Source organism: Acidovorax facilis, from assembly GCF_023913775.1.
GTDB classification, from domain to species: domain Bacteria; phylum Pseudomonadota; class Gammaproteobacteria; order Burkholderiales; family Burkholderiaceae_C; genus Acidovorax; species Acidovorax facilis.
Map to the genome: position 1 here is coordinate 19,233 of NZ_JAMXAX010000003.1, position 18,941 is coordinate 38,173.

Annotated in this window: 18 protein-coding genes; 1 reads left to right on the forward strand and 17 read right to left on the reverse strand. The window is 65.8% G+C overall.

Features of this window, described 5'->3' with window-relative positions; all coding sequences use genetic code 11:
* Positions 1–443 precede the first annotated feature (443 nt).
* Positions 444–1,573, forward strand: a protein-coding gene (locus NFX52_RS01920; protein ID WP_156358686.1) for an IS3 family transposase whose coding sequence is annotated in 2 segments (ribosomal slippage) — positions 444–705 and positions 705–1,573 — 1,131 coding nt in all. Because the reading frame shifts where the segments join, the coding sequence is not laid out codon by codon here.
* Positions 1,574–1,596: 23 nt separating this feature from the next.
* Here the strand turns inward: NFX52_RS01920 and NFX52_RS01925 are convergent.
* From NFX52_RS01925 to traE, 17 genes are read right to left on the reverse strand one after another with little or no spacing between them, the layout of a single operon-like run.
* Positions 1,597–4,302, reverse strand: coding sequence for a conjugal transfer protein TraG N-terminal domain-containing protein (locus NFX52_RS01925; RefSeq protein WP_202907158.1), 2,706 nt, complete (start codon positions 4,300–4,302; stop codon positions 1,597–1,599).
* A gap of 26 nt (positions 4,303–4,328) precedes the next feature.
* On the reverse strand, positions 4,329–5,744 hold the full coding sequence (locus tag NFX52_RS01930; RefSeq protein WP_238385561.1) for a conjugal transfer protein TraH: 1,416 nt from the start codon (positions 5,742–5,744) through the stop codon (positions 4,329–4,331).
* 39 nt (positions 5,745–5,783) lie between these two features.
* Positions 5,784–6,638 (reverse strand): conjugal transfer protein TraF, encoded by an 855-nt coding sequence (gene traF / locus NFX52_RS01935; RefSeq protein ID WP_055397154.1) that lies wholly within the window; start codon positions 6,636–6,638, stop codon positions 5,784–5,786.
* A gap of 35 nt (positions 6,639–6,673) precedes the next feature.
* Positions 6,674–7,057, reverse strand: a complete 384-nt coding sequence (locus NFX52_RS01940) for a hypothetical protein (RefSeq protein WP_055397152.1) — start codon at positions 7,055–7,057, stop codon at positions 6,674–6,676.
* Positions 7,054–8,367, reverse strand: a complete 1,314-nt coding sequence (traN, locus tag NFX52_RS01945) for a conjugal transfer protein TraN (RefSeq protein WP_082437388.1) — start codon at positions 8,365–8,367, stop codon at positions 7,054–7,056. The genes NFX52_RS01940 and traN overlap by 4 nt, the downstream gene beginning before the upstream one ends.
* 21 nt (positions 8,368–8,388) lie before the next feature.
* A complete protein-coding gene (gene trbC, locus NFX52_RS01950; RefSeq protein WP_156358685.1) occupies positions 8,389–9,093 on the reverse strand; it encodes a type-F conjugative transfer system pilin assembly protein TrbC in 705 nt (234 codons plus the stop codon).
* 19 nt (positions 9,094–9,112) lie between these two features.
* Positions 9,113–10,135: a conjugal transfer pilus assembly protein TraU gene (gene traU, locus NFX52_RS01955; RefSeq protein ID WP_055397146.1), complete on the reverse strand. Its 1,023-nt coding sequence runs from the start codon at positions 10,133–10,135 to the stop codon at positions 9,113–9,115.
* Positions 10,132–10,758: a type-F conjugative transfer system protein TraW gene (gene traW, locus NFX52_RS01960; protein ID WP_238385559.1), complete on the reverse strand. Its 627-nt coding sequence runs from the start codon at positions 10,756–10,758 to the stop codon at positions 10,132–10,134. The genes traU and traW overlap by 4 nt, the downstream gene beginning before the upstream one ends.
* Positions 10,759–10,766: 8 nt before the next feature.
* A complete protein-coding gene (locus NFX52_RS01965; protein WP_055397142.1) occupies positions 10,767–11,159 on the reverse strand; it encodes a hypothetical protein in 393 nt (130 codons plus the stop codon).
* A gap of 35 nt (positions 11,160–11,194) precedes the next feature.
* The gene (gene traF, locus NFX52_RS01970) at positions 11,195–11,764 is read right to left on the reverse strand and encodes a conjugative transfer signal peptidase TraF (protein ID WP_055397140.1); all 570 of its coding nucleotides are present in this window, start codon (positions 11,762–11,764) and stop codon (positions 11,195–11,197) included.
* Positions 11,761–12,126: a hypothetical protein gene (locus NFX52_RS01975; RefSeq protein WP_055397138.1), complete on the reverse strand. Its 366-nt coding sequence runs from the start codon at positions 12,124–12,126 to the stop codon at positions 11,761–11,763. Before NFX52_RS01975 ends, traF (NFX52_RS01970) begins: the two co-directional genes overlap by 4 nt.
* Positions 12,123–14,699, reverse strand: coding sequence for a type IV secretion system protein TraC (gene traC, locus NFX52_RS01980; protein ID WP_055397136.1), 2,577 nt, complete (start codon positions 14,697–14,699; stop codon positions 12,123–12,125). The genes NFX52_RS01975 and traC overlap by 4 nt, the downstream gene beginning before the upstream one ends.
* Entirely contained in the window at positions 14,696–15,313 is a 618-nt protein-coding gene (gene traV, locus NFX52_RS01985; protein WP_055397134.1) for a type IV conjugative transfer system lipoprotein TraV, read from the reverse strand. The genes traC and traV overlap by 4 nt, the downstream gene beginning before the upstream one ends.
* The gene (locus tag NFX52_RS01990; RefSeq protein WP_238385558.1) at positions 15,310–16,128 is read right to left on the reverse strand and encodes a DsbC family protein; all 819 of its coding nucleotides are present in this window, start codon (positions 16,126–16,128) and stop codon (positions 15,310–15,312) included. Before NFX52_RS01990 ends, traV begins: the two co-directional genes overlap by 4 nt.
* Positions 16,112–17,509, reverse strand: coding sequence for a TraB/TrbI/VirB10 family type IV secretion system protein (locus NFX52_RS01995; RefSeq protein WP_055397130.1), 1,398 nt, complete (start codon positions 17,507–17,509; stop codon positions 16,112–16,114). The genes NFX52_RS01990 and NFX52_RS01995 overlap by 17 nt, the downstream gene beginning before the upstream one ends.
* Positions 17,506–18,372, reverse strand: coding sequence for a type-F conjugative transfer system secretin TraK (locus tag NFX52_RS02000; protein WP_202907157.1), 867 nt, complete (start codon positions 18,370–18,372; stop codon positions 17,506–17,508). Before NFX52_RS02000 ends, NFX52_RS01995 begins: the two co-directional genes overlap by 4 nt.
* Positions 18,359–18,925 (reverse strand): type IV conjugative transfer system protein TraE, encoded by a 567-nt coding sequence (gene traE, locus NFX52_RS02005; RefSeq protein WP_055397128.1) that lies wholly within the window; start codon positions 18,923–18,925, stop codon positions 18,359–18,361. Before traE ends, NFX52_RS02000 begins: the two co-directional genes overlap by 14 nt.
* Positions 18,926–18,941: the final 16 nt, after the last annotated feature.

An 18,941-nucleotide genomic window follows, 5' to 3' on the forward strand; every position in this document is an offset into this window, starting at 1 on the left:
GTATGCGGAAGTTCTTTTTCTTCTTGATTCTGGTGCTTGGTGCTGGGGTAGGGCTCTTTGTGGCTTCACACGAAAGCTGGGCTACCAAAGTGGGAATGATGGCACTGGGGATGATGTTTGCCGCACCTTTCGGAGCGGCATTGATCGGTTTGGGACGTGGTCACAGGCGATCTCGAAGCGGTTGGATCCGTGGAGTCAGCAGTCCTGGTTCTTTGTTCAAGGGGGATGTGCCAATCCGGCGGTGGGATCGATAGCCGCTTTTCGGGTCACTTGCGATCCAGCAGGTCTTTGACTTTGTCTCCGAGATTGTCTGCCGTTGCAGATGCGTCGCTGCCTACTTGCCTCATGGACTGAAGAACCAAGGACTTTCTTGATTCTGACCTGCAACCGGCCGTCCGTACCAAGGCAATAGAGAAGAATCCGCGCAACCGAGAGGAAGCGCGATGCGCAAGAGCAGGTACACAGACGAGCAGATCATCGGGTTCATCAAGCAGGCCGACGCCGGCATGAGCGTGGCGGAGCTGTGCCGCCGAGAGGGCTTCAGCTCGGCGACTTTCTACAAGTGGCGGGCCAAGTTCGGTGGCATGGAGGCCAGCGACGCCAAGCGGCTGCGCGACCTGGAAGCCGAGAACAACCGGCTCAAGAAGCTGCTGGCCGAGGCGGTGCTGGACAACGAGGCGCTGAAGGTAGCCTTCGGCGTAAAGCGCTGAGCCCACCGGCGAAGCGACACGCGGTGGGCAAGATGTTGGAAGCGACCTCGATCAGTGAGCGGCGCGCCTGCGCCTTGGTGGGCCTGTCGCGCGACAGCTGGCGGCATCCGCCCCAGCGTGCGCAGCACGACCAGGCGACAAGCCAGCGCATCGTCGAGCTGGCCCATGAGCGGCGGCGCTTCGGCTACCGGCGCATTGCCGACCTGCTGCGCGCTGCGGGCACCAAGATCAACGACAAGCGCGTGTACCGGCTGTACAAGCTGGCTGACCTGTCGGTGCGCAAGCGCCGCGGCAAGCAGCGCCTGAAGCTCGAACGCGTGCCGCTGCACGAATGCCAGACCGTCAATGAAGTCTGGAGCATGGACTTCGTCAGCGACAGCCTGGCCAGTGGGCGGCGCATCAAGTGCCTGACCGTCACTGACGACTTCAGCCACGAGTGCGTGGACATCGCCGTCGATCACGGCATTGGTGGCGAGTACGTCGTGCGCGTGCTGGACCAGGTGGCGCGGTTCCGGGGCTACCCGCAAGCCGTGAGGACCGATCAGGGGCCCGAGTTCACCAGCCGAGCCTTCATGGCATGGGCGCAGGCCAAGGGCGTGCGCCACATCCTCAACCAGCCCGGCAAGCCCACGCAGAATGCCTACATCGAGAGCTTCAACGGCAAGTTCCGCGACGAGTGCCTGAACGAACACTGGTTCCAGAGCCTGAAGCAGGCGCGCGCCGAGATCGCACGGTGGCGGATCGACTACAACGAGGTGCGCCCGCACAGCAGCTGCGGGCGGATGCCGCCAGCGAAGTTCGCGGCCCAGCATCGACAGACACCCGGCGGCGCCATCCCGGCGCCGCTGCAAACCCAGGAGTAATCTTCTTCAACCCAGCGGATTCCTCAAATCGACTGGTACGGATTCTGGGGGCAGGTCAATTCCAACGTCCCATCGTCCGTCTTGACGATCTCCGCCTTGTCGTCGAACTCTCCTTCCTTGGCTGCAGTCTTGCCCCGAATCTCGGTGGCCCGTTGCTGAACCTCTTGGCGAATCGGTGATGGCGGATCGGCAGGCTGGTCAAGCGGCCGGCTCGGGTTGCTGCCGAAACGAGCTGTAGCCCCAGTGTGGGCGCGATGGCTGTTCTGAATGTCTGGCGTGAGGACCGTTTCATTCCGTTGCTGCCAGTGAAGCTCACTGATTCCTTCGAAGGAAGCGGGTAGGCTGCTTCCATCCGACAGAACGCGGGTGGGCCCCAGCGACTGCCGGGCGAGTTCCGCCGACATCAAGGCGTGGGCTGCGGCACTGTTGCCACCGTACGTTTGGGCGTAGCGCAGGAACATCTCCATGTTGTACGGGTCCTGGGCGATGTCGATCGAGATCGCCTCACCCTTGGAGTAGGCGGTTGATACCTGGTTGGCGAAACTGATTCGATCAGTGAGAGCTGCATCAGCCCGTTCCGAACGGGCCTGCGTCGTGCTGAGGCGGGACGACATTTCCCGTGCCTCACTCGCATCGTTCGAGACCGCCTGCAGGAAGCTGGTGTCCCTGGAGACGCGGTCCCCGAATTGCTTGAAGGCCACCAGTTGATCTCCGCTCAGGCTGGCCAGGGCTTTTTGATCCTGAGCGGAAAGGCCAGACAAGTATGACTTGTCGCCGCTGGCCTGGAACTTCCCGCCGATGAACTTGGCGTCGGCGCCGATGTGAGCCGCAGCGCCGAATGCGAGACGCGCCACCTGAGCCTGGCTGAGCCCGGTGCTCTGGGAGACCGTCTGGACGATCTGGTCCAGCTTGTTCAGCGTTTCCCCCATCTGCTCGAAGCTCCCCGAGCTGGAGCCGGCGCTGTTGCGCGTGGAGCGCAGCTTGCTCAGCCCCCGCGAGAACACTTCCGAGAGCGCCGTGGACCGTTCTGTGCTTGCGGCGACGGCTTCGCCGCGTGCAGCATCAACTTGTCGGCTGGCCTGTTCGACATCCTGCTCGGACACGCGCATCGACACGACCCGTGAGGCAAAACCCTGGTTGCGCAGCAGACTTACGGCGGTACGCCCGGTCAGTGTGTTCGAGGAGAACGTGTCGCCCGAGAGATCGTTCTGCCAACTGCTCATGAACGCTGAAGTGCGGTTGGGCGCCAGTCGCATCTGGTCCATGGAGACGTTGCCCAGGCTGGCGTTGCCCAAGGCTGCGGAACCTGTTGCGGAGCCCAGCATGGACTGCAGCCCGGAGAGTCCGCCCACCATGGCCGTCCCGAAGTTCTCCATGCGCTTCAATGCCGCCCAGGCGATGAAGGGGATACTGATCGACAGGTAGCCGACCACTGCCTCGCCGGAAATCGTCCGGGAGTAGATGCTGGACGCGGTCTGCAGCGCCAGCACCTTCGTTCCTGTGCCAAGATCGGCGGCTGAGCCGATATCGTAGGCCGCGTAGATCGAGGCCATATAGTTAAGCACCGCGTAGAGGGGTGGCCAGAGCTGAATCCAGATCAGGATGGCGGCGTAGCCCTTGAAGGCCATCAGGCTCTCACGGCCGCTGGTGAGCAGGAGCAGCAGCACGAAGAGGGGGAAGAGGGCGTAGGTCACTGCTTCGATCACGTTGCGGAACACCGGCAAGGCTTGCTCGGCGGTCTTGCCCGCATTGATCCAGGCGGCGTTCTGCTGGGCGACGCCTTGGGCGCGGCCGACGGCGAGCACCATGGCGGCCGGGTCGTTCACCTTCTGCCCGACGATTTGGCCGGTGTCGGCAATGGCATTCAGTACGGCGTTCTGGCGGATCAGGTCCGCTGCCGTCGCTGATGCCGAGGCGATGTTGTTCTTGATGTAGGCCTGCTGAATCTGGCCGGCGATCACGCTGGCTGCGGCCGTGCCGGGCAACGTGGGGTTCAGCCGGAAGGCGAGCTGCCCCTGGATGCGGCTGATCTGGGCGGGGATCCGGGTGCTTAGATTGACGTAGGCGTTGGGGCAGGTGTCGACCGTTGTGCCGGTCGTGTTGGTGAGCGGGGTGAAGCGTGCCGGGTTGGGCGTGGACATCAGGGACCAGACATCGTCCGAAGTGGAGAACGTGGCCGGCGAGATCGTCCCGTCGAGGAGGTCGTAGGTTGTGCAGTTGTGGATGAAGTTGATCAGGTCGGTGCGGAAGTTCGGATCCTGGAAGACCACGCTGCCGGTTTCCCGGATCAGACGGTTGCCGAACATCAGGCCGTTCTGTTCGTAGCGGAGTTCGCTGGGCAGGGCGCCGACGCCGGGGATAACCTGAAATGCCGTCTCGAAGAGCCCAGTCAGTGTGTGCCCGATGGTGCTGGTGAGGCTGCCGAGCACGGCCGCGCCGAAGGGGACGTTGTCGACCACCTGCACTGGGGTACCGCCGGTCTTGTCGACGATACCGACCGTGACCTTGGGGACGATCAGGATCGAGAAGACCAGAACGACCGTCCCCAGCCACTTCCAGCCCTGAAGTTTCTCGGGAGCGAATGCATAGGCGATGAGGGCGGCGACGAAGCCACAGAAGGCCACCGCAGCGACTGCGGAGGCATAGTCGCCGGAGGCATGGATGGCGGCCGCGGCGTTGAAGACCCCGAACAGGCTGGCCGCGTTCTGGTAGGCATAGATTTCCCACATGGTGGCGCTCCCCGGTCAGCGACGGATCAGCGCGCCATGTAGGCGGCTTGCTGCCCGAGCATGTCCATGACGTGCTGGGGCATGCTGGAACGCAGCTGGCGCTCGAGTTCTTCCAGATGGCTCGATACCGCGCGGAACGAACCGACCTTCTGGTAGAGGAGGTTCTTTTCCTGGGCGATCTGGGAGAGCATGGCCATGGCGCGCTGGCGGATGTAGATGGCTTGCTCCCGCTGGGTTTGCTGCAACGTGAAATCCTTCTCCAGGGCTGCAAGCCCCACGCGCAGGTTGCGATCGAGGAAGATGTAGGCGTAGTCGGCGGCGATCAGGTCGCGGTACTGGGCGATCAGGCTGTCCGCGAGGCCTGAGCCGGGGATGCTGGTGCCGATCGACAGCATCTTGTAGACCGGCTCGGTGGTCTGATTGACGAAACCGACCTCCGCCGAGTTGTTGGGGATGGCGGTCCGTGTGGCGATCTTCTCCGCGATGGAGCGCATCAGCGTCTCCACCTTGGCGGTGAACGGAGTGTGGCTGTAGGCCGTGTTGAGGGAGACGACGTCGCAGTCGCTGTAGTTGTTGCAGCTCAGCATGTGCTGGACCACGTTGGTGCCGCCTCCAGCCGCCTGCCCGTAGAGCAATTGGCTGATCGAGGTCAGCGTCGGCGCGACGGGTTCGGGATCGCGCGCATCCTCCTCGGGGTAATAGATGACAGTGCCGACCATGCTCATGATCAGCTCGCGCTCGGCGTCGTCCAGGTAGCTGCCCGTGCGCTGCAGGGCTTTCCAGGTCAGGTTGCCCACGAAGGGAGCCTTGTTGCGGACATTGGCATCACCGGAACTGCGAGCCGAAGCGAGGATGCTGGGGCGGTCACTGGAGCAGCGGCGCCGGGCCGCATCGCGGTCGCTTTCCATGCCCATCTCGATGGCGAGGTCGGCGCAGGTTTCTTGCGAGCTATAGCCCAGGGATTCGGCCGCTGTGCTGACGATGGCCTTGGCGGTCTCGCAGGAGTTGATGCGGGCATTGTTGATCCAGGTCTCCAGGCCCTTGGCCCATTTCGTGAGACCGCCCAGCAGCGGCGAGACCGCTTCGAGCGCCAACTGGAAGGCGATGCCAGGGAGTGCGGCCGTGATGTTCTTCAGCATGTTCTTGAATTCGTCGGCCGAGATGTGGCTGAAGCTGCCGCCGAAGACGTCGATCCCACCGCAGCCCGCCTTCGCGCTGGGGAACTGGATGGCCGCGAGCTGGTAGACCTTGTTCGGCGTGCGCATCATCAGGTTGCCGCCGGTGTAGGTGTTGTAGGCTTGGCCCCGGAACGCGCCGGGCGCGGTGTAGTTGCCGATGGCGCCCAGGCTGTTGAACATGTTGTTGACCTCGGTGTTGAGGTCTCCCGCTCGGAGCGGGGCGGGGGTGATCACGACCGCGATGGACAGTGCGATCGCGATCATTCGGCGGGCTGGTGGGGCACTCCTGGGCATGGACGGCTCCTATGGCAAGGTGACCTGACGTGTGGCGCTGGGGAGCATGGCCTGGCCCTCGGGGCTGCTCACGGTGGCGATGCGCTCCAGCAGTTGGGATTCCGAGAGCACGCCGAAACCGATCGGCGTGATCTGGCCGGTGAAGGGCTGCGCGAGGAAGACCGCAGGCACCTGGGACACCTGCAGGGCATTGGCGATGCCGTTGTCGCGCCGGGCACCGGGGAAGCCCGGCAGGGGGCCACCATCGATGCTGACGGCGACCACCTGGATGCCGTGCCGCGCCTGGAAGGCTTCGAGCACTGGCGCGAAGGCGTGGCAGTAGGGGCAGTCCGACCGGTAGAAGAAAAACAGCACATGGTCCTTGCCCAACTGAGCCACCGTCCGCGAGCGCTCGGCGCGCTGGGTCTCGTCGAAGACTTCCAGGGCCTTGGCATTGACCGGGCGGCCTTGAAGCGTGGGGTCCAGTTCCGGCGTCGCCCATGCAACGCGCTTGGCCATGTCGGCGAAGGCGGAGGCCTGGCCCACCACCCTGGATTCGAGCTCCATGTAGCGCCGCACGTTGGCCTCGGTGGGGCGGATGATGGCGATGTTGCGGTACTCCTCCAGGGTCTTCTGCAGGCGAGCGAACTCTTCCAACTCGGGTATGCGTGCCTTCGGCGGCTGCGCTGGTGCAGTTGATGGCGCTGGAGTTGGCTCCGGAATTTGCTCGCCTTCCTGGGCCGGGTCTTCGTAGAAGTGCCAGCCGCGCCAGCGGTCCCTCCAATAGGCAGAGGGCGGCGTGGCGCGCGCCGTGGCTTGGGATGGCCCGGCCTCCTGAGCGGGCAGGGAGGCCGTCGCCAACAGCGTGGCGAAGCCGAGGGCCATTCCGGCAATGAATCGGCGGTGCTCCACGGAACCCCCTACGAGAGTGAGCGGGGCGGACGCCCGTCGAGACAGTAGTTGATGCCGAAGTCGACGGTCTGGCGCCGGGGTGCCGCTGCTCCGGGCAAGGTCACGCCGTCCTGCCAGAAAGACACCTTCAGGCGTGCGCATCCGGGCTGGGCGTAGCGCTTTTCCGTGGAGACATCGATGTAGATGGGTGAGGACGCGCTGAAGCGCTTGGTGATGGCTTCGGCAATGTCACCGGTGAGCACGCCATGGGCTTGCCCGTCGCTGGCCTGCAGGGCAGCGAGCATCAGTGGGCGCGGGTCGGTGACGGGGGGGCGAACCACCTCATCGGCGTGCGCGGATGGCGCGACGACTGTGATCACCAATGCAAAACGGATGATGGCGGTGGATTTCATTGACATTTCCCTTGACCGTAGTAGCAGGAGGTCACGCGGGCAGCGTTGTTGCTCTGGAGGCTGCTCACGTTCGGCAACGTGGGCACGATGGAGGCGTAGAACTCGGTCAGGTCCATCGCCGAGAAATTCAGGCTTTGCAGTTCGGCGACCGTGAAGCCGGAGCAGTCGGGGCTCCTGGCCGCTCCCCAGCCTCTTCCGATTTGCATGCGCCCTTGCTCGTTGATGAGCCGGGCCAGCTTGCTGTTGAAGCAGCATTTGCTGGTGGTGTGTTCGATGCACGAGACGCACTTGCCGAGAATGCGGATGCACGACGAGCACCACGTGCCAACCGTGTGGCACAGGCCGGCCCCTTCCTTCATGGCCAGCTTCCCCTCATCTTCGTTGCACGACATCATCGACATCACGATGTAGATGACGACTGCGATGGCCAGCGTCCAGGGGTCGAAGGCGATGACCAGGCTGTCCCCGGCGTAGAGCACGGCGGAGCCTGCCGGCAGGGCCGCACCGTTCACTGCCACGGTGACGCCGTAGGTGGTGAAGGTGCCGGAAAAGCCGCCGCTCATGAGCAGCGCCTGCATGCCCTGATAGAGGAATTGCCTGTTCTCTGCGTTCATGAGCACATCGAAGACAAGCCTCGATCCGGTGCCGAACAGGCTCTGGTTGGTCATGCCGGCGCCGGCCGAGTCCGAATAGCAGCAGTTCTTCAGCAGACGGTCACGGCAGCGGTTGTCTTCGCCCTTGAAGACCCGCATGTTCGTCGTGTCGAGATAGACACCGGCCTCCCGTGCGGCCTCCATGTAGGTCATGGACCGAGCGAAGTCGGCGTCGTTGGTGTAGCTGGTGTTGAAGCAGTTCGAACCCAGGCAGAAGACGTTCGACGGGCAGCTTGAAGCTGCGCACCCGGAGTAGTAGTCGGCAAGGCTGCCCAGCACGCTGTTCGGGCTGTCGGCGATGTTGCGGGCTGTCGTTACCGAGGGGTCGTAGGGCGAGATGGCGGTACGCGGGGTATTGGCGGAGGTCGCCGCAGTGCTTTGCGCCTGGCACACCGGGTCGGTGGAATTGCCCGAGCAAGCAACAAGGCGAGCGTTGGCGGCGGCGGATAGGCTGGGCTGGCCGTAGTACGACGTCTCTGCAGGCGTCGTCGTATAGCCCGGGACGACGCTCGAAGCGCTCGATGTGCCGACCGTGCCTCGGGCGACCGGATTGGTCGCCTGTCCGGCAGCCGTGCCCTCTTCGAACGGCCCGGCAATGGCTGCGGTCTGCGTCGTGACGAAGCAGGCGAGGGTGAAGTAGATGATGAGGCGGCGCACGGTGGTCACTCCGATCTGGGCTCAGGGTCTGAGGCGCGCGAGGAACATGCCGGCATCGGACTCGAAGCGGGGTGCTGCGCGACGCAGTTTGTCGAGGGCGTAGTCCAGGCTCACGTCGCCCGTTGCGCTGACGAAATCGGTCGGGGGCGGGCAGGTGCCGCCGGCACAACCGGCGGGCCGGCTGCCATCCCGGGCGAGCACGAAGGTCGGCACCCGCTTGACCGCATAGCGGTCGAAGGCCTGCGGATCGATAAGAACGGCGACCTCGCGTTTGCCGACGAACTTCTGGATGCGGGCGACCGTCTCGCGCAGCGAGCCATTGGCGAAGCCCCGGATCAGGATCGCTGCCTTTGCGCGTGCCGCCTGATCCACGAGACGCGCCAGGGTGGGCTCGGGCATGGCCAGGCTTACGAACACAAAGAGGCCTGGGCCGGAACCGAGTGCGGGAGCTGTTCCCCGCGCATACCCTTGGGCGACGTCGCCAAGGTTGGGCATCGCATCCGTCAGGGGCTTGGGCAGCGCGTCGATGCGTGGCGTGGTGACCGACCCGGCTTGGGCGGCCGGGACCGAGTGCTGTCGCTGGATGCGGCGGATATCGTCTTCCGTGACGGTCGGCGTCTCGCGCCGGACCCGCGCGAGGTCTTCATCGGTGATCACCGGCGCAGGTTGGGCCGCAGCTCCGAGGGGAAGCAGCAGAGCAGCCAGTACGGTAGAGCGGCGGATCACGGAACCGCCTGGGAGGGAATCAGTAGCCCACACAGCAGTTCCTTTTGCGAAAAAGCATGAAAGCAAAGTCCTCGCCCTTGACCGGGTATTCCTTGCCGGCGCCCCAGGTGATCGTGGTGCGCCCGAAGGGCTGGCAGCAGCGGCCGCCTTCCTTCGCGGTGTTGGGAATGGGGTAGGTGAGCTGGGTTTTGTAGGCCGTCTTGTCCATCACCGGCTCGAAATACGGCCCGCACAGGCCGGGTGAGCCATGCCAGCCCCAGGCGATCAGTTCGCGGTGCATCTTGGCGGTGAGCCGCTGGGCCAGCAGCGAGGCGGTACGCACGCCGCCCATGTGGTAAGGCACGTGGCCGTCCATGGGGTAGATCGCGCCCTGGCAGCCCGCGCACCAGAACATCTCCTTGACGCCGAAGCCCACAGTCGCGGCCACGCAGTCGGCAGCGCAGGCCGCGACTGCGATGGGATTGGCGAAGAGCACCGCATCCGGGTTGAGGATCAGGGTCAGTTCGTCATCCGCCCACAGGGGATCGACCTCGGTCAGGTAGGCGAGATCGAAGGAGCCCCGTTCCAGGCAGGGGAAGTCGGTGACGACCTCCAGCCAGTACATCACCGGGTTGATGTAGAAGTGCGCCTGGTAGAAGCTGCCGCCGTCGCCATCGCCCTCCGGCCGGGTGAAGCGGGCCGCTTCGGGGGCCGGGATGCCAGGGTCGAGGTCGATGCCGCCCAGGGAGACGAGGCAGTAGGGCTTCCTGACCACCTCGACGTGCCGAGCCGGCTCCCAGAAGCCGATCGAGAGCCCGATGATCGGATTGACCCCGCAACTGCAGACCGGGCTCGAAGGGGTGTCGGTATCTTCCTGATCGCCGAAATTGCCGATGCGGGCGCTGCCGACGCTGATGGGCAGGATGCAGCTCCAGCAGATGTCGGTGATGGGGTTCGGGAACTTGCCGGTGCAGGTGGCGACGCCGGCTGCGAGCGCCTGGGCCGATGTGATGCAGGTGAGAAGGGCCAGTAGCAGGGATCGAAGGATCCGGATGGTGGTCATGGCTTGACCTCCAACTCGTCGATGCGCAGCCGCCTGCCTTCCTGAGAGACCAGGGCGGGCACCTGCCGGATGCCCAGGCGCCTGGTCAGGAGGCCGTGCTGGTCGTAATACACGGGCGAGCGCCAGGCTTGCATGAGGTCGAGGTAGGAGCCTGCCGTGAGGATGGGCTTCACCTTGCCGTCGTAGTGCTTCATCAGGCGGCGGGCCTGGGCGACCTGGCGCGGGTCGCGGGCGTCGAAAAAGAACAGGCGGCGCGATAGGGAGACGATGTCCAAGGGGTTCGCGCGGGTGCCGGCGGCGAACATGAGCCGCCCCTGGGCATCGCTCACGTTGCGATCAAGGACGTAGGTCGGATCGAAGTAGAAGGTGCGTTTCGCCTGGGTGGTCACGAGGTCGGCTACGGGCTGGGGGTTGCGCACGGAATCGACGCCACGGGCGCGCGCCTCCTGTTCCAGGCGCTGCAACTCGCCACTCGCGGCCTTGTCGCGCAGGCGCTGCTCGATGAAGCGCAGGAGATGCGGTTCGGCAATCTCGTAAGTCGGGCCGATCACGCCGGCATCCGCTGCATGGGCCGGCGTGGTTCCAGCCAGCAGGGCGAACGTAGGCGCAAGGAGGGGGAGCAAGCGCAGGTTCATCGCGTCCCTCCTGCGGTGCAACGGATCTGCCGGATGAACTGGGCGCGCTGGGTGGTGTCCTGTTCCTGGGTGGCGTGGATCAGCCCCATCAGCACGGGATCTCCGCCTTCCTTGGAAACGGCCTGACGCAGTTCGGCTGTGGTTAGTCTGCGGCCGCATTGGAGGCGGTAGGCGGCCAGATAGACCTGGGCGCCCTCCGCGGCAGCCGGCGCGAGTTGCTGCAGCAGCCCCAGGTAGTCCGCCAAGGGCATGTCATTGGCTGCAGATACCGGACCCCTTGCAGGGCTGGTTTGCGCGTGTGACGTGGTCACTGTTCCCAGCGCGATGAGCGCCGCCAGGACAGCGATGATCACCAGCAGCGCGAAGCGGACGAGCCGGGTGATGCTCATGGGGCGGAAGAGGCGATGGGACACAGGGGCCTCCGTCAGAACAGCGGGTCGACGACGCCGATCACCTGCTCGACCCGCACGAGGCCGCTTTCGCGGTAGCGGGAGTCGAACGAATCGGGACTCATGCCCTGGACGTAGTAACGGCCGGCTGGAATGACGCCGGGGGCGATCGGATCGAGGGGATGGCGGTCGAAGGCATGGGTCTTGGCAACCCCGACCAGCTCACCATTGATCCGCACCTCGCGGCCGGCGACGCTGACCGTGTCGCCGGGCAGGCCGCGCACGATCTTGAAGAAGGGCTGCCCAGCTAGGCCCGGATAGCGACGGATGCCGTCGCCTGCAAACGCGAAGACAACGAAGTCGCCCCGGTGCAGCGCCGATGTGCCTGAGTGCAGCAAGGCCACCTTGTACGGCAGGCTCGGTGTCCAGTTGAACAGCACCGGCACGCGCGGCGTGGCGTCGAAGAACAGGCGGACATAGGCCAAGCCCCAGATCGTGAAGAGGAGCAGATAGAGGTACCAGCGCAGGTGCATGTGCCGCACAAGGTCGCGCACTGAAACCTTCAGGCGGGCGATTCCGCGTGGGCTCTTGTGTTCGGCGTTCATGGCGTTTCCACCTTCTGGCGCAGGCGCGCCGTCAGATCGACCGTGTAGGGGGTAGGTCCGGCGACGGAAGCCTTGAGAACCACGAGGCAGCCACACTCGGCCGGCAGGCTCTCCAAGGCGACGGGTAGCCGCTGCGCGAAGGCCCTGGCCATCTGCAAGGTGGCCTGGCGCTCTTCTTCCGTATGCGCTGCGGTGAGCCGCCGGGTGAACTCGTCTTCCTTGGTGCGATAGACCTCGGCGAGATCCACGACGCCGATGGTTCGGGCAGGGCGGATCACTAGGCGGTCATAGACGAGCAACGCACCGCCGACTGCGATCAGGCTCACCAGCGCATTGGCGACGAAAAGGACACGCGGGTTCATAAGGCATGCCCCCGCTGGCGCAGCAGTTCGGCGATCGCCTCGTCGATGGAATAACCCCGGGCACGCAGTTCGTCGATCGGGGCGTTGTCTTCGAGCTTGTTGGAGAACAGCAGATGGGTCGCCGGGTCGAGGATGTTGCGGGCCACGCCTTCGCCCACCGGGGAGGAGATGTAGAGCTCGGAGAAGGCCCCGGCTTCCGTGCGCAGGGAGTTCAAGAGGCGCTTCTTCGGCTCGTCCATCGTGAGTCGGCCCTTGCGGTCCAGCATCTCAATGGACTCGGGCTTCTGGCGCAGCAGGAAGACCCAGTCGGAGCAGTTGAAGGCGGCTTCCATCTGCGCCGAGCCGTAGTAGTCGTCGGCGCTCTGGGTCGCGGTGCCAAGCGCACCGCCGTACTTCCGGGCCCGGCGTGCGGCCTCTTCGACCACCGCAGCCTTCACGGGATCGTCCGCGCCGATGTCGCCCAACTGTTGCTTCAGTTCGTCGATGAAGAGCACCTTGCGTCGATTGCGCGTGAGGTACATCTCGCCGGTGATCTGGTGCAGCAGCAGGATGTTCACCACCGCATGCAGGTCGGGCCGACGCTTCAATTCCTCGTTCTCGATGACGATGAAGTCGTTGCTGAAGTCGACGTTGGCCCGGCCCTCGAAGAAGCGCTCGTACTGCCCACCCTTGGCGTAAGGGTTGAGCATGATCGCGAGATCCTTGATGCGCTGATCATTGACCGCCCCCAGCTCTTCCAGGGAGCCGGTGCGGAAGGCATCTCGCAGACCGGTGATCGTGAGGTCCTGGCCGTACTCGCGCCACAGCTTCAGGACCATGGCCGAGATGGCCTTGTACTGGACTTCCTCCAGGGCGTGCTGCATCGAGCACATCTTCGAGATGCCCGGCACCAGCATGTCGATGTCCTCGTTGATGTCCTGGACGATCGAGAACGGGTTGAGGCAGATGTCCACATCGGGCTTGAACTCGATGTAGGTGCCCCGCGCCTTGCGGCACAGCTTCTCGAAGGAACGGCCCAGGTCCAGCATCCAGACCTTGGCGCCGATGGCGCGGTAGGACCAGGCCATCTCGTTCATCAGCACGGACTTCCCGGAACCGGGGGCGCCGATGATGGCGAAGTTGTAGTTGCCCAGGTCGTTGTCGAAGAGATCGAGCGTCATGAGCTGGCCGCGCCGGCCGCCGAAGACCAGGGCCGGCGTGCGGGTGCCACGCCATTCCGCGATCAGCGGGGCCATGTGGATGGCGTTGGACATCGTTTTGCGCGTGACCCGGCGCATCTTGGCGAGGTCCTTGTGGAAGCGCTCGGTCAGTGTCATGGGCAGGCTCGCCAGCAGCGCCTGGCGGTGCATGTAGGCGTCCGCGTTGAGCTGAAAGCCCCGGCTGCGCCAGATCGCACTAGCCGCCTCATGGGCCGCCGCGGCCTTTTCCGGTGTCGAAAAGATGGCGAGCTGGTGGTACAGGCTCACGAGGTTGCCGCCGGTGTCGATGGCATCGGCGGCGGCCGTCCAGTCGTCGAGCTTCTTCCTGACGTCCGGCATCACGTCGGCCATCTTCGACTTGGCGTTCTGGGTGGCGCGGACGTGGTTGGCGGTGACCACCGACTTGGTGGCATTGGGATCGAGGATCTGCACGCCCAGGGTGAGCAGGAAGGGGGCGCTGTACTGCAGCGCCGGCTGCATCAGGTCGCCGATGAGCGAGCCCATCTGCCACAGCGCGAAGCGCTCCGGAAAGCTCTTGATCGAGTAGAAGCGGGCCTCCAGGACATCCGGGCCGGATTCCTTCCAGAAGGTGAGGCCGCTCGGGTGAGGATCCTGGATGGTGTCGAAGTCGACGATCTGATCGCGCAGTTCCCGGCCGTCGTCGTAGTTGAGGTCGGGCGCGTCCGTGCCGGACATCCGGTCCGGGTTGGTGAAGATCGCACACCAGTTGATGAGGTCGGCGGCGTCGCAGACCCGGTTCGGCAGCGACGCCGAGCGCAACGTCGAGGCCATCGAATCGCGCAGGGCCAGCAGTTCCTCGCGTTTGTTCAGGTTGCCGGGGTCGGCCGGGAAGGCGACCGACAGCATCAGGCGGAAGTCGCGGATGGTGTAGTGAAAGCCCGCCGTGAGGGATTGCTGCGCCCCTTCGAGCAGGTGGCCCACGCGTTGGCGCGCCAGGGCGCGGAACAGGTTCTCGTTGCGCGCGGGGCGGCCCCAGTGCTGGGCTTTCTCGAACTGATCCTCGTCCTCGACGCGCAGGTTGGCGTAGCGACGCAACTGGCTTCGGATGTGGGGCGAGGCGAACAGGTGGAACTGCAAGCCTGTGCCGGCAGGACAGTTGGCGTAGAGGGAGACCAGAACCTCCGTCATGCGATCGTCCGCGCCGGACTGGGGCATCAGCTCCAGCATGAAGCCCATGCCGTCGCGGTTCGCAAAGATGCACTCGGCGTCCAGGTATCCCATGTAGGGGAGCCAGCTGGCGAACTGCTCGGCCGGGGTGTCCGGCGAGACGCCCAGGCCGAAAGGCAGGTTCAGCGGCCGCCAATCGCTGCGACCCCGTTGCTCGGGCCGTGGGGTGTCGGTGACGATGCTCATTGCGACACCTCGCTGGGGCTGTTCAAGAGGCGAGCCGGCGCCGGGAGAATGGGCCTTCCCGCGGGCTGTGCTGGGGAACTGGTGCCTTCGCTTGCGTTCGAGGGCGCGGAGGTCGATGGCGGCGGACGCAGGGGCGCGTTGGCGTCGCGTATGCGCTGCTGCACATGGTCGATCAGCCAGCGGCCCTGGTCGATCTGGACGTAGACGTGGGCCTGATCGTAGAGGTCGCCGTCGATGTCCTCCCAGGGCTTGATCCACAGGCGCAGGTAGCGCGATTGCGCGCGCAGCGGGGTCCCATCCTCCTGCGGGGACGAACTGCCGGCGGCCGGCAGGCCCGTGTGCGCCGGGGCCGAGGTGCGAGGCGTGGGGGTCTCCGGCTTCCGCGTGTCTGCCGGGGACTCGCGCTTGCGCTGGCCCGGCAGGTTGTTCGCCACCGCGTTCGCATAGGTGCCGGAGACGGAATCGCACGCCACCCCTTCGGGGGCCTGGCATGCGTACTTGGAGTCGCCGCCCAGGCCGGACATGGAGACGCAGCCGCCCAGGGTGAGCGCGGACAGGAGCGGGAGGAGTCGGAGCGCGGGATGGATCAGGGGGAAATGAACGAAAGCACTCATGGCCGGCCTCCCATGGCGGTCGCCGCGAGTCGGGATTCGATGGCGGCCCGGTCGATGAAGCCTTCGGTGCGCTCCCCATCGGCCCAGATGAGGGTGGGCGTGCCCTGGATGCCGAAGCCGCGGGCCAGCGCGAGATTGCGCGCGATGGGGTGGGTGCAGGGTGTGCCGGTGTGCTGCCGGCTCGCATCGCCCTTGCTCATCCAGTCGCGCCAGGCAGCCACCCGGTCCGCCGCGCACCAGATGGCGATTGGACGCGCTTCGCCCAGGAAGGGGACGAGGAAGGTGTAGACCGTGACGTTGTCGATGGCGGCAAGCTCCGCTTCCAGCTGCTTGCAGTACGGGCAGGCCGGGTCGCTGACCACGGCCAGCTTGCGGGCACCGTCACCACGGACCGTCTTGATGGCGTCATGAAGCGGCAGTTGATCGAAGGCGATCGGCTTGGCGGCGGCCATGCCCGGATCGGACGGGGCTCGCTGGGCGAGCCTGGGGCCGGTGAGATCCTTCATCGCCTGAGTGTCGAAGAGCCGCCCGAAGAGGAAGTAGCGGGGATCATGGGCGAGCACGTAGGCCACGTTCCCGTCCATCCAGACTTCGTACAGCCCCTTGACAGGGGCCGGGGCGATGTCGGTGAAGCGGGTACCCGGGTGGGTTTGTTCGAGCGTGGCGCGCAAGCGGCTGGCTTCGTCGGGCGCCGCGTGGGCGGTGGGCGCGATCTCCGATGCCGCCAGCAGGGCGAGCAGCGCCCCGGTGACGAGCGTGCGTTTGCGCATGGACACGTGCGGGGGCATGGGCCCGCCATCAGTAATTCGGGTCATCGGAAGCCTCCAGGTAACGGTTGGCGGGGGACAGGGCGCTGCGGCCGGTGGTCGCCGCAGCGGTCATCGGGATATCGATGCGCACGCCTTTGGTGATCACCACGTCGATCTCACGGCCGGCATCGACCTCGATGACCGGGAAGGTGTTCTCGGCCAACTTGATGTAGTACTGGGCAAGGCGGTCGAGGGCCTTGCCCACACCGGAGCCCAGGCCGGCGCGGTAGGCGTCCGAGCCGTTGGCGGTGGCCACCGTCCCCAGCGCCGAGGTGCTGTACTCGGTGGACGAGGTCGCAAGGCCCTGGCCGATGCCGCTGACGACACCGGCAAGCAGCGCGTTCGCAAGCATCTGGCCCTGCTTCGTCACGAGCCTGCCGCGCAGACCGACCTTGCCGTCTTCTCCGTAGATCGAGCCCTGGATGCGCGCTTCCAGCGTCGCGCCGTCAGGGCGCACGCAGGAGAGGGACTCGGTGCGCAGATAGGCCCGCTCGGAGCTGATGTCGCCGTAACCCGCGGCGATCACGAAGCACTCCCGGTACTCGCCACGCATGCGGTTGGGCAGGACCGAGGTGTCGGACAGCCGGATCAGGACCGGGTGTGGATTGCTCTGGGACTGGCCGCCGGTGGGTGCATCCAGGCCGCCGAGCAAGGTTCCGCGGGTGAAGCTCACGGGCAGGAAGGTCGAGATGGTGCGGGTCTCGGCGGCCTTTGTGCCATCGGCGCGCGCCGGTGTTTCGGTGTTGGCTGGCTGTGCGGGGTGGTTTGCGGCGTTGTCGCGCGGGGTGATCGTGATCCGCGTGATGCGCGGTGTTTCCGGCAAGGTGGGGGCAATGGGCATCGCCGGTGTGCCGGGAGGCATGCCCGGTTGGGCGCTGTCATGGCCGGCGGGCCTTTGCGGGAGCGCCTCGGCCGGCGGCATTGCCGTCGTCGGCGCTGTGGGTGCGGGTGCGGCGGGCGGCTGCACCGAAGCGGCAGCCTGGCTCGCCGAGGTCAGCTTCTGCTCGAGTTCGGCAAAGCGTTGCATCGTGCGCTGCTCGAACGCTGAGCGCTCCTTATTCAGCCGGTTTTGTTCTTCGCGTTCGGATTCGTACTGGGCGAGCTTGCGGCCGGCGGTGCCGACCCACTGGTCCACCGGATTGACCTGGGCGCCGGGTGGCAGGACGCCGATGTTGGTGACTCCGCGGGCTTGGTCCTGGGGCTTGGGCGTGCCGCCGGGGTGCGGTGGTGACGCGGTGAGCGCGAGGATCATCCAGAGGAGACCGACGCCGGCGACCAGGATCAGGCCCAGCAAGGCGTATTGGCGCTGGCGCGGCGACAAGCGTTCGGCGATGCCGCGCAGTGCGCTGCCCGCGCGCTCGCGCAGGGGAGGAATCTGCCCGTTCATGGCTGAACCTCCTTGCGGATCACGAAGACCGCGGTACGCTCACCCGGACGCAGGTTGTGGTGTTCGATGGCGATGCCGGCCACGCGGCCGGACTCGTCGTCCTCCCGGTCGAACTCGGCTTCGGTCAGCACCATGGGGGCGTCGCTGACGTTCTGCAGCACATAGCGCTCACCGAGCAGGCCGCGTCCGCGGTAGGTGCGTTCGAGCGTGAACCGGGCCTCGCGCCACAAGGCCACCGGCTGGCCAACGGTCTCGACCTGGATGTCGGAGGGTACGCGCTCGGAGGCCATGGCCACCAACAGGGCCTTCAGGCCCCGCACATGGCTGGCGGCGGCGCCTGGAGCAGGGCGGGCTGCCGCGGTTTCGGCACGGCGCTGCAGGGCAGCCTTGTCCCGGATGACGATGGTGTCGGCCGGCGTGTCGGCCCGGCGCAGCACGAGCGTGTAGGTTCCGCGTGCCGACGACACGAAGAGGTTGATGGGCTTCTTGCCTTCGCCCATGGGCCGGACGTAGATTTCGCCCTTGTCCCGATCGCACTCGAGCACGATCTCGCCGGCGGGGTTGATCGCCGAGGCGGGCGGCGCGGAAGCGGGCGTGCCCACGGCTGGCGAAGCGCCGACAGGGAGGGCCGCTGGCGTCGGCAAGGCCGCGCAACCGCTGCTGTAGATGTTGCCGAAGACATCCGTGATGGCGCTGCCCTCGATGCGAATGCGGGTCGGCTCCTGGATCGACAGGATGGCTTCCACCGATGCGCCGTCGCTGGCATCGACGACCTGCAGGGCCTGGGCGCTGCCCATGGCGAAGAGGAGCGCCAGGGCGCACACCAGACGGGTGGGCAGGGCGCGCGTTTCAGTGGCTTGCATAGGGCACCTCCTGGAAGGTTTTCAGGTGCATGCGCGCGCCGGAGAAGCCGAACTCGACCCGGTAGGCCTTGGGTTCGTTGGCAGTTTCGATCCCGTTCACCAGGGTGCGCAGGCGGCCCCGGATTACGACGCTCCGGCCGTTCTCGCTGGGCACGAGTTGATCGAGGGCGAACGCCGTGGTGGCGTTGATGCGCTTCAGGCGCTCGGCCTCCACCTCCTGCCGGGACTTGAGCGCGCCGTGCTGGGCCGGTTCGACGTAGGTCAGCAGGACGTCCTTCTTCCAGTCGATCGTGGCGGGCGTGACGTCGAGGATCAGCCAGGCGATGAAGGTGCCCATCTGCTCCAGATAGGCGCCGCTGGCCTTCTCGTCGGTGACCCAGAAGGACTTGTTGAGGGTCGGTGGCACGACCACCGTGCGCTCCGCTCCGAGTACGTTCAGGAGGGCGACCAGCGTGAGGATCTGGCCGATGGCGAGGGCGCCGACCGCAAGGCCCAGGCCGCGATTGCGACGCTGGAGTTCCTTGCGATCGACGTTGAGCCGTTCGAAGTCCATGGATGTCCTTCCTGCT

What these genes read in the sequence shown, in the direction of transcription:
- NFX52_RS01930 (WP_238385561.1), bottom strand. Translation starts at nt 5,744, where the DNA reads ATGATCGCGATCGCACTGTCCATCGCGGTCGTGATCACCCCCGCCCCG.
- traF (WP_055397154.1), bottom strand. Translation starts at nt 6,638, where the DNA reads ATGGCCCTCGGCTTCGCCACGCTGTTGGCGACGGCCTCCCTGCCCGCT.
- NFX52_RS02000 (WP_202907157.1), bottom strand. Translation starts at nt 18,372, where the DNA reads ATGCAAGCCACTGAAACGCGCGCCCTGCCCACCCGTCTGGTGTGCGCC.
- NFX52_RS01995 (WP_055397130.1), bottom strand. Translation starts at nt 17,509, where the DNA reads ATGAACGGGCAGATTCCTCCCCTGCGCGAGCGCGCGGGCAGCGCACTG.
- traE (WP_055397128.1), bottom strand. Translation starts at nt 18,925, where the DNA reads ATGGACTTCGAACGGCTCAACGTCGATCGCAAGGAACTCCAGCGTCGC.
- NFX52_RS01975 (WP_055397138.1), bottom strand. Translation starts at nt 12,126, where the DNA reads ATGAACCCGCGTGTCCTTTTCGTCGCCAATGCGCTGGTGAGCCTGATC.
- NFX52_RS01990 (WP_238385558.1), bottom strand. Translation starts at nt 16,128, where the DNA reads ATGACCCGAATTACTGATGGCGGGCCCATGCCCCCGCACGTGTCCATG.
- NFX52_RS01925 (WP_202907158.1), bottom strand. Translation starts at nt 4,302, where the DNA reads ATGTGGGAAATCTATGCCTACCAGAACGCGGCCAGCCTGTTCGGGGTC.
- NFX52_RS01965 (WP_055397142.1), bottom strand. Translation starts at nt 11,159, where the DNA reads ATGAGCATCACCCGGCTCGTCCGCTTCGCGCTGCTGGTGATCATCGCT.
- traV (WP_055397134.1), bottom strand. Translation starts at nt 15,313, where the DNA reads ATGAGTGCTTTCGTTCATTTCCCCCTGATCCATCCCGCGCTCCGACTC.
- traF (WP_055397140.1), bottom strand. Translation starts at nt 11,764, where the DNA reads ATGAACGCCGAACACAAGAGCCCACGCGGAATCGCCCGCCTGAAGGTT.
- NFX52_RS01940 (WP_055397152.1), bottom strand. Translation starts at nt 7,057, where the DNA reads ATGAAATCCACCGCCATCATCCGTTTTGCATTGGTGATCACAGTCGTC.
- traC (WP_055397136.1), bottom strand. Translation starts at nt 14,699, where the DNA reads ATGAGCATCGTCACCGACACCCCACGGCCCGAGCAACGGGGTCGCAGC.
- traU (WP_055397146.1), bottom strand. Translation starts at nt 10,135, where the DNA reads ATGACCACCATCCGGATCCTTCGATCCCTGCTACTGGCCCTTCTCACC.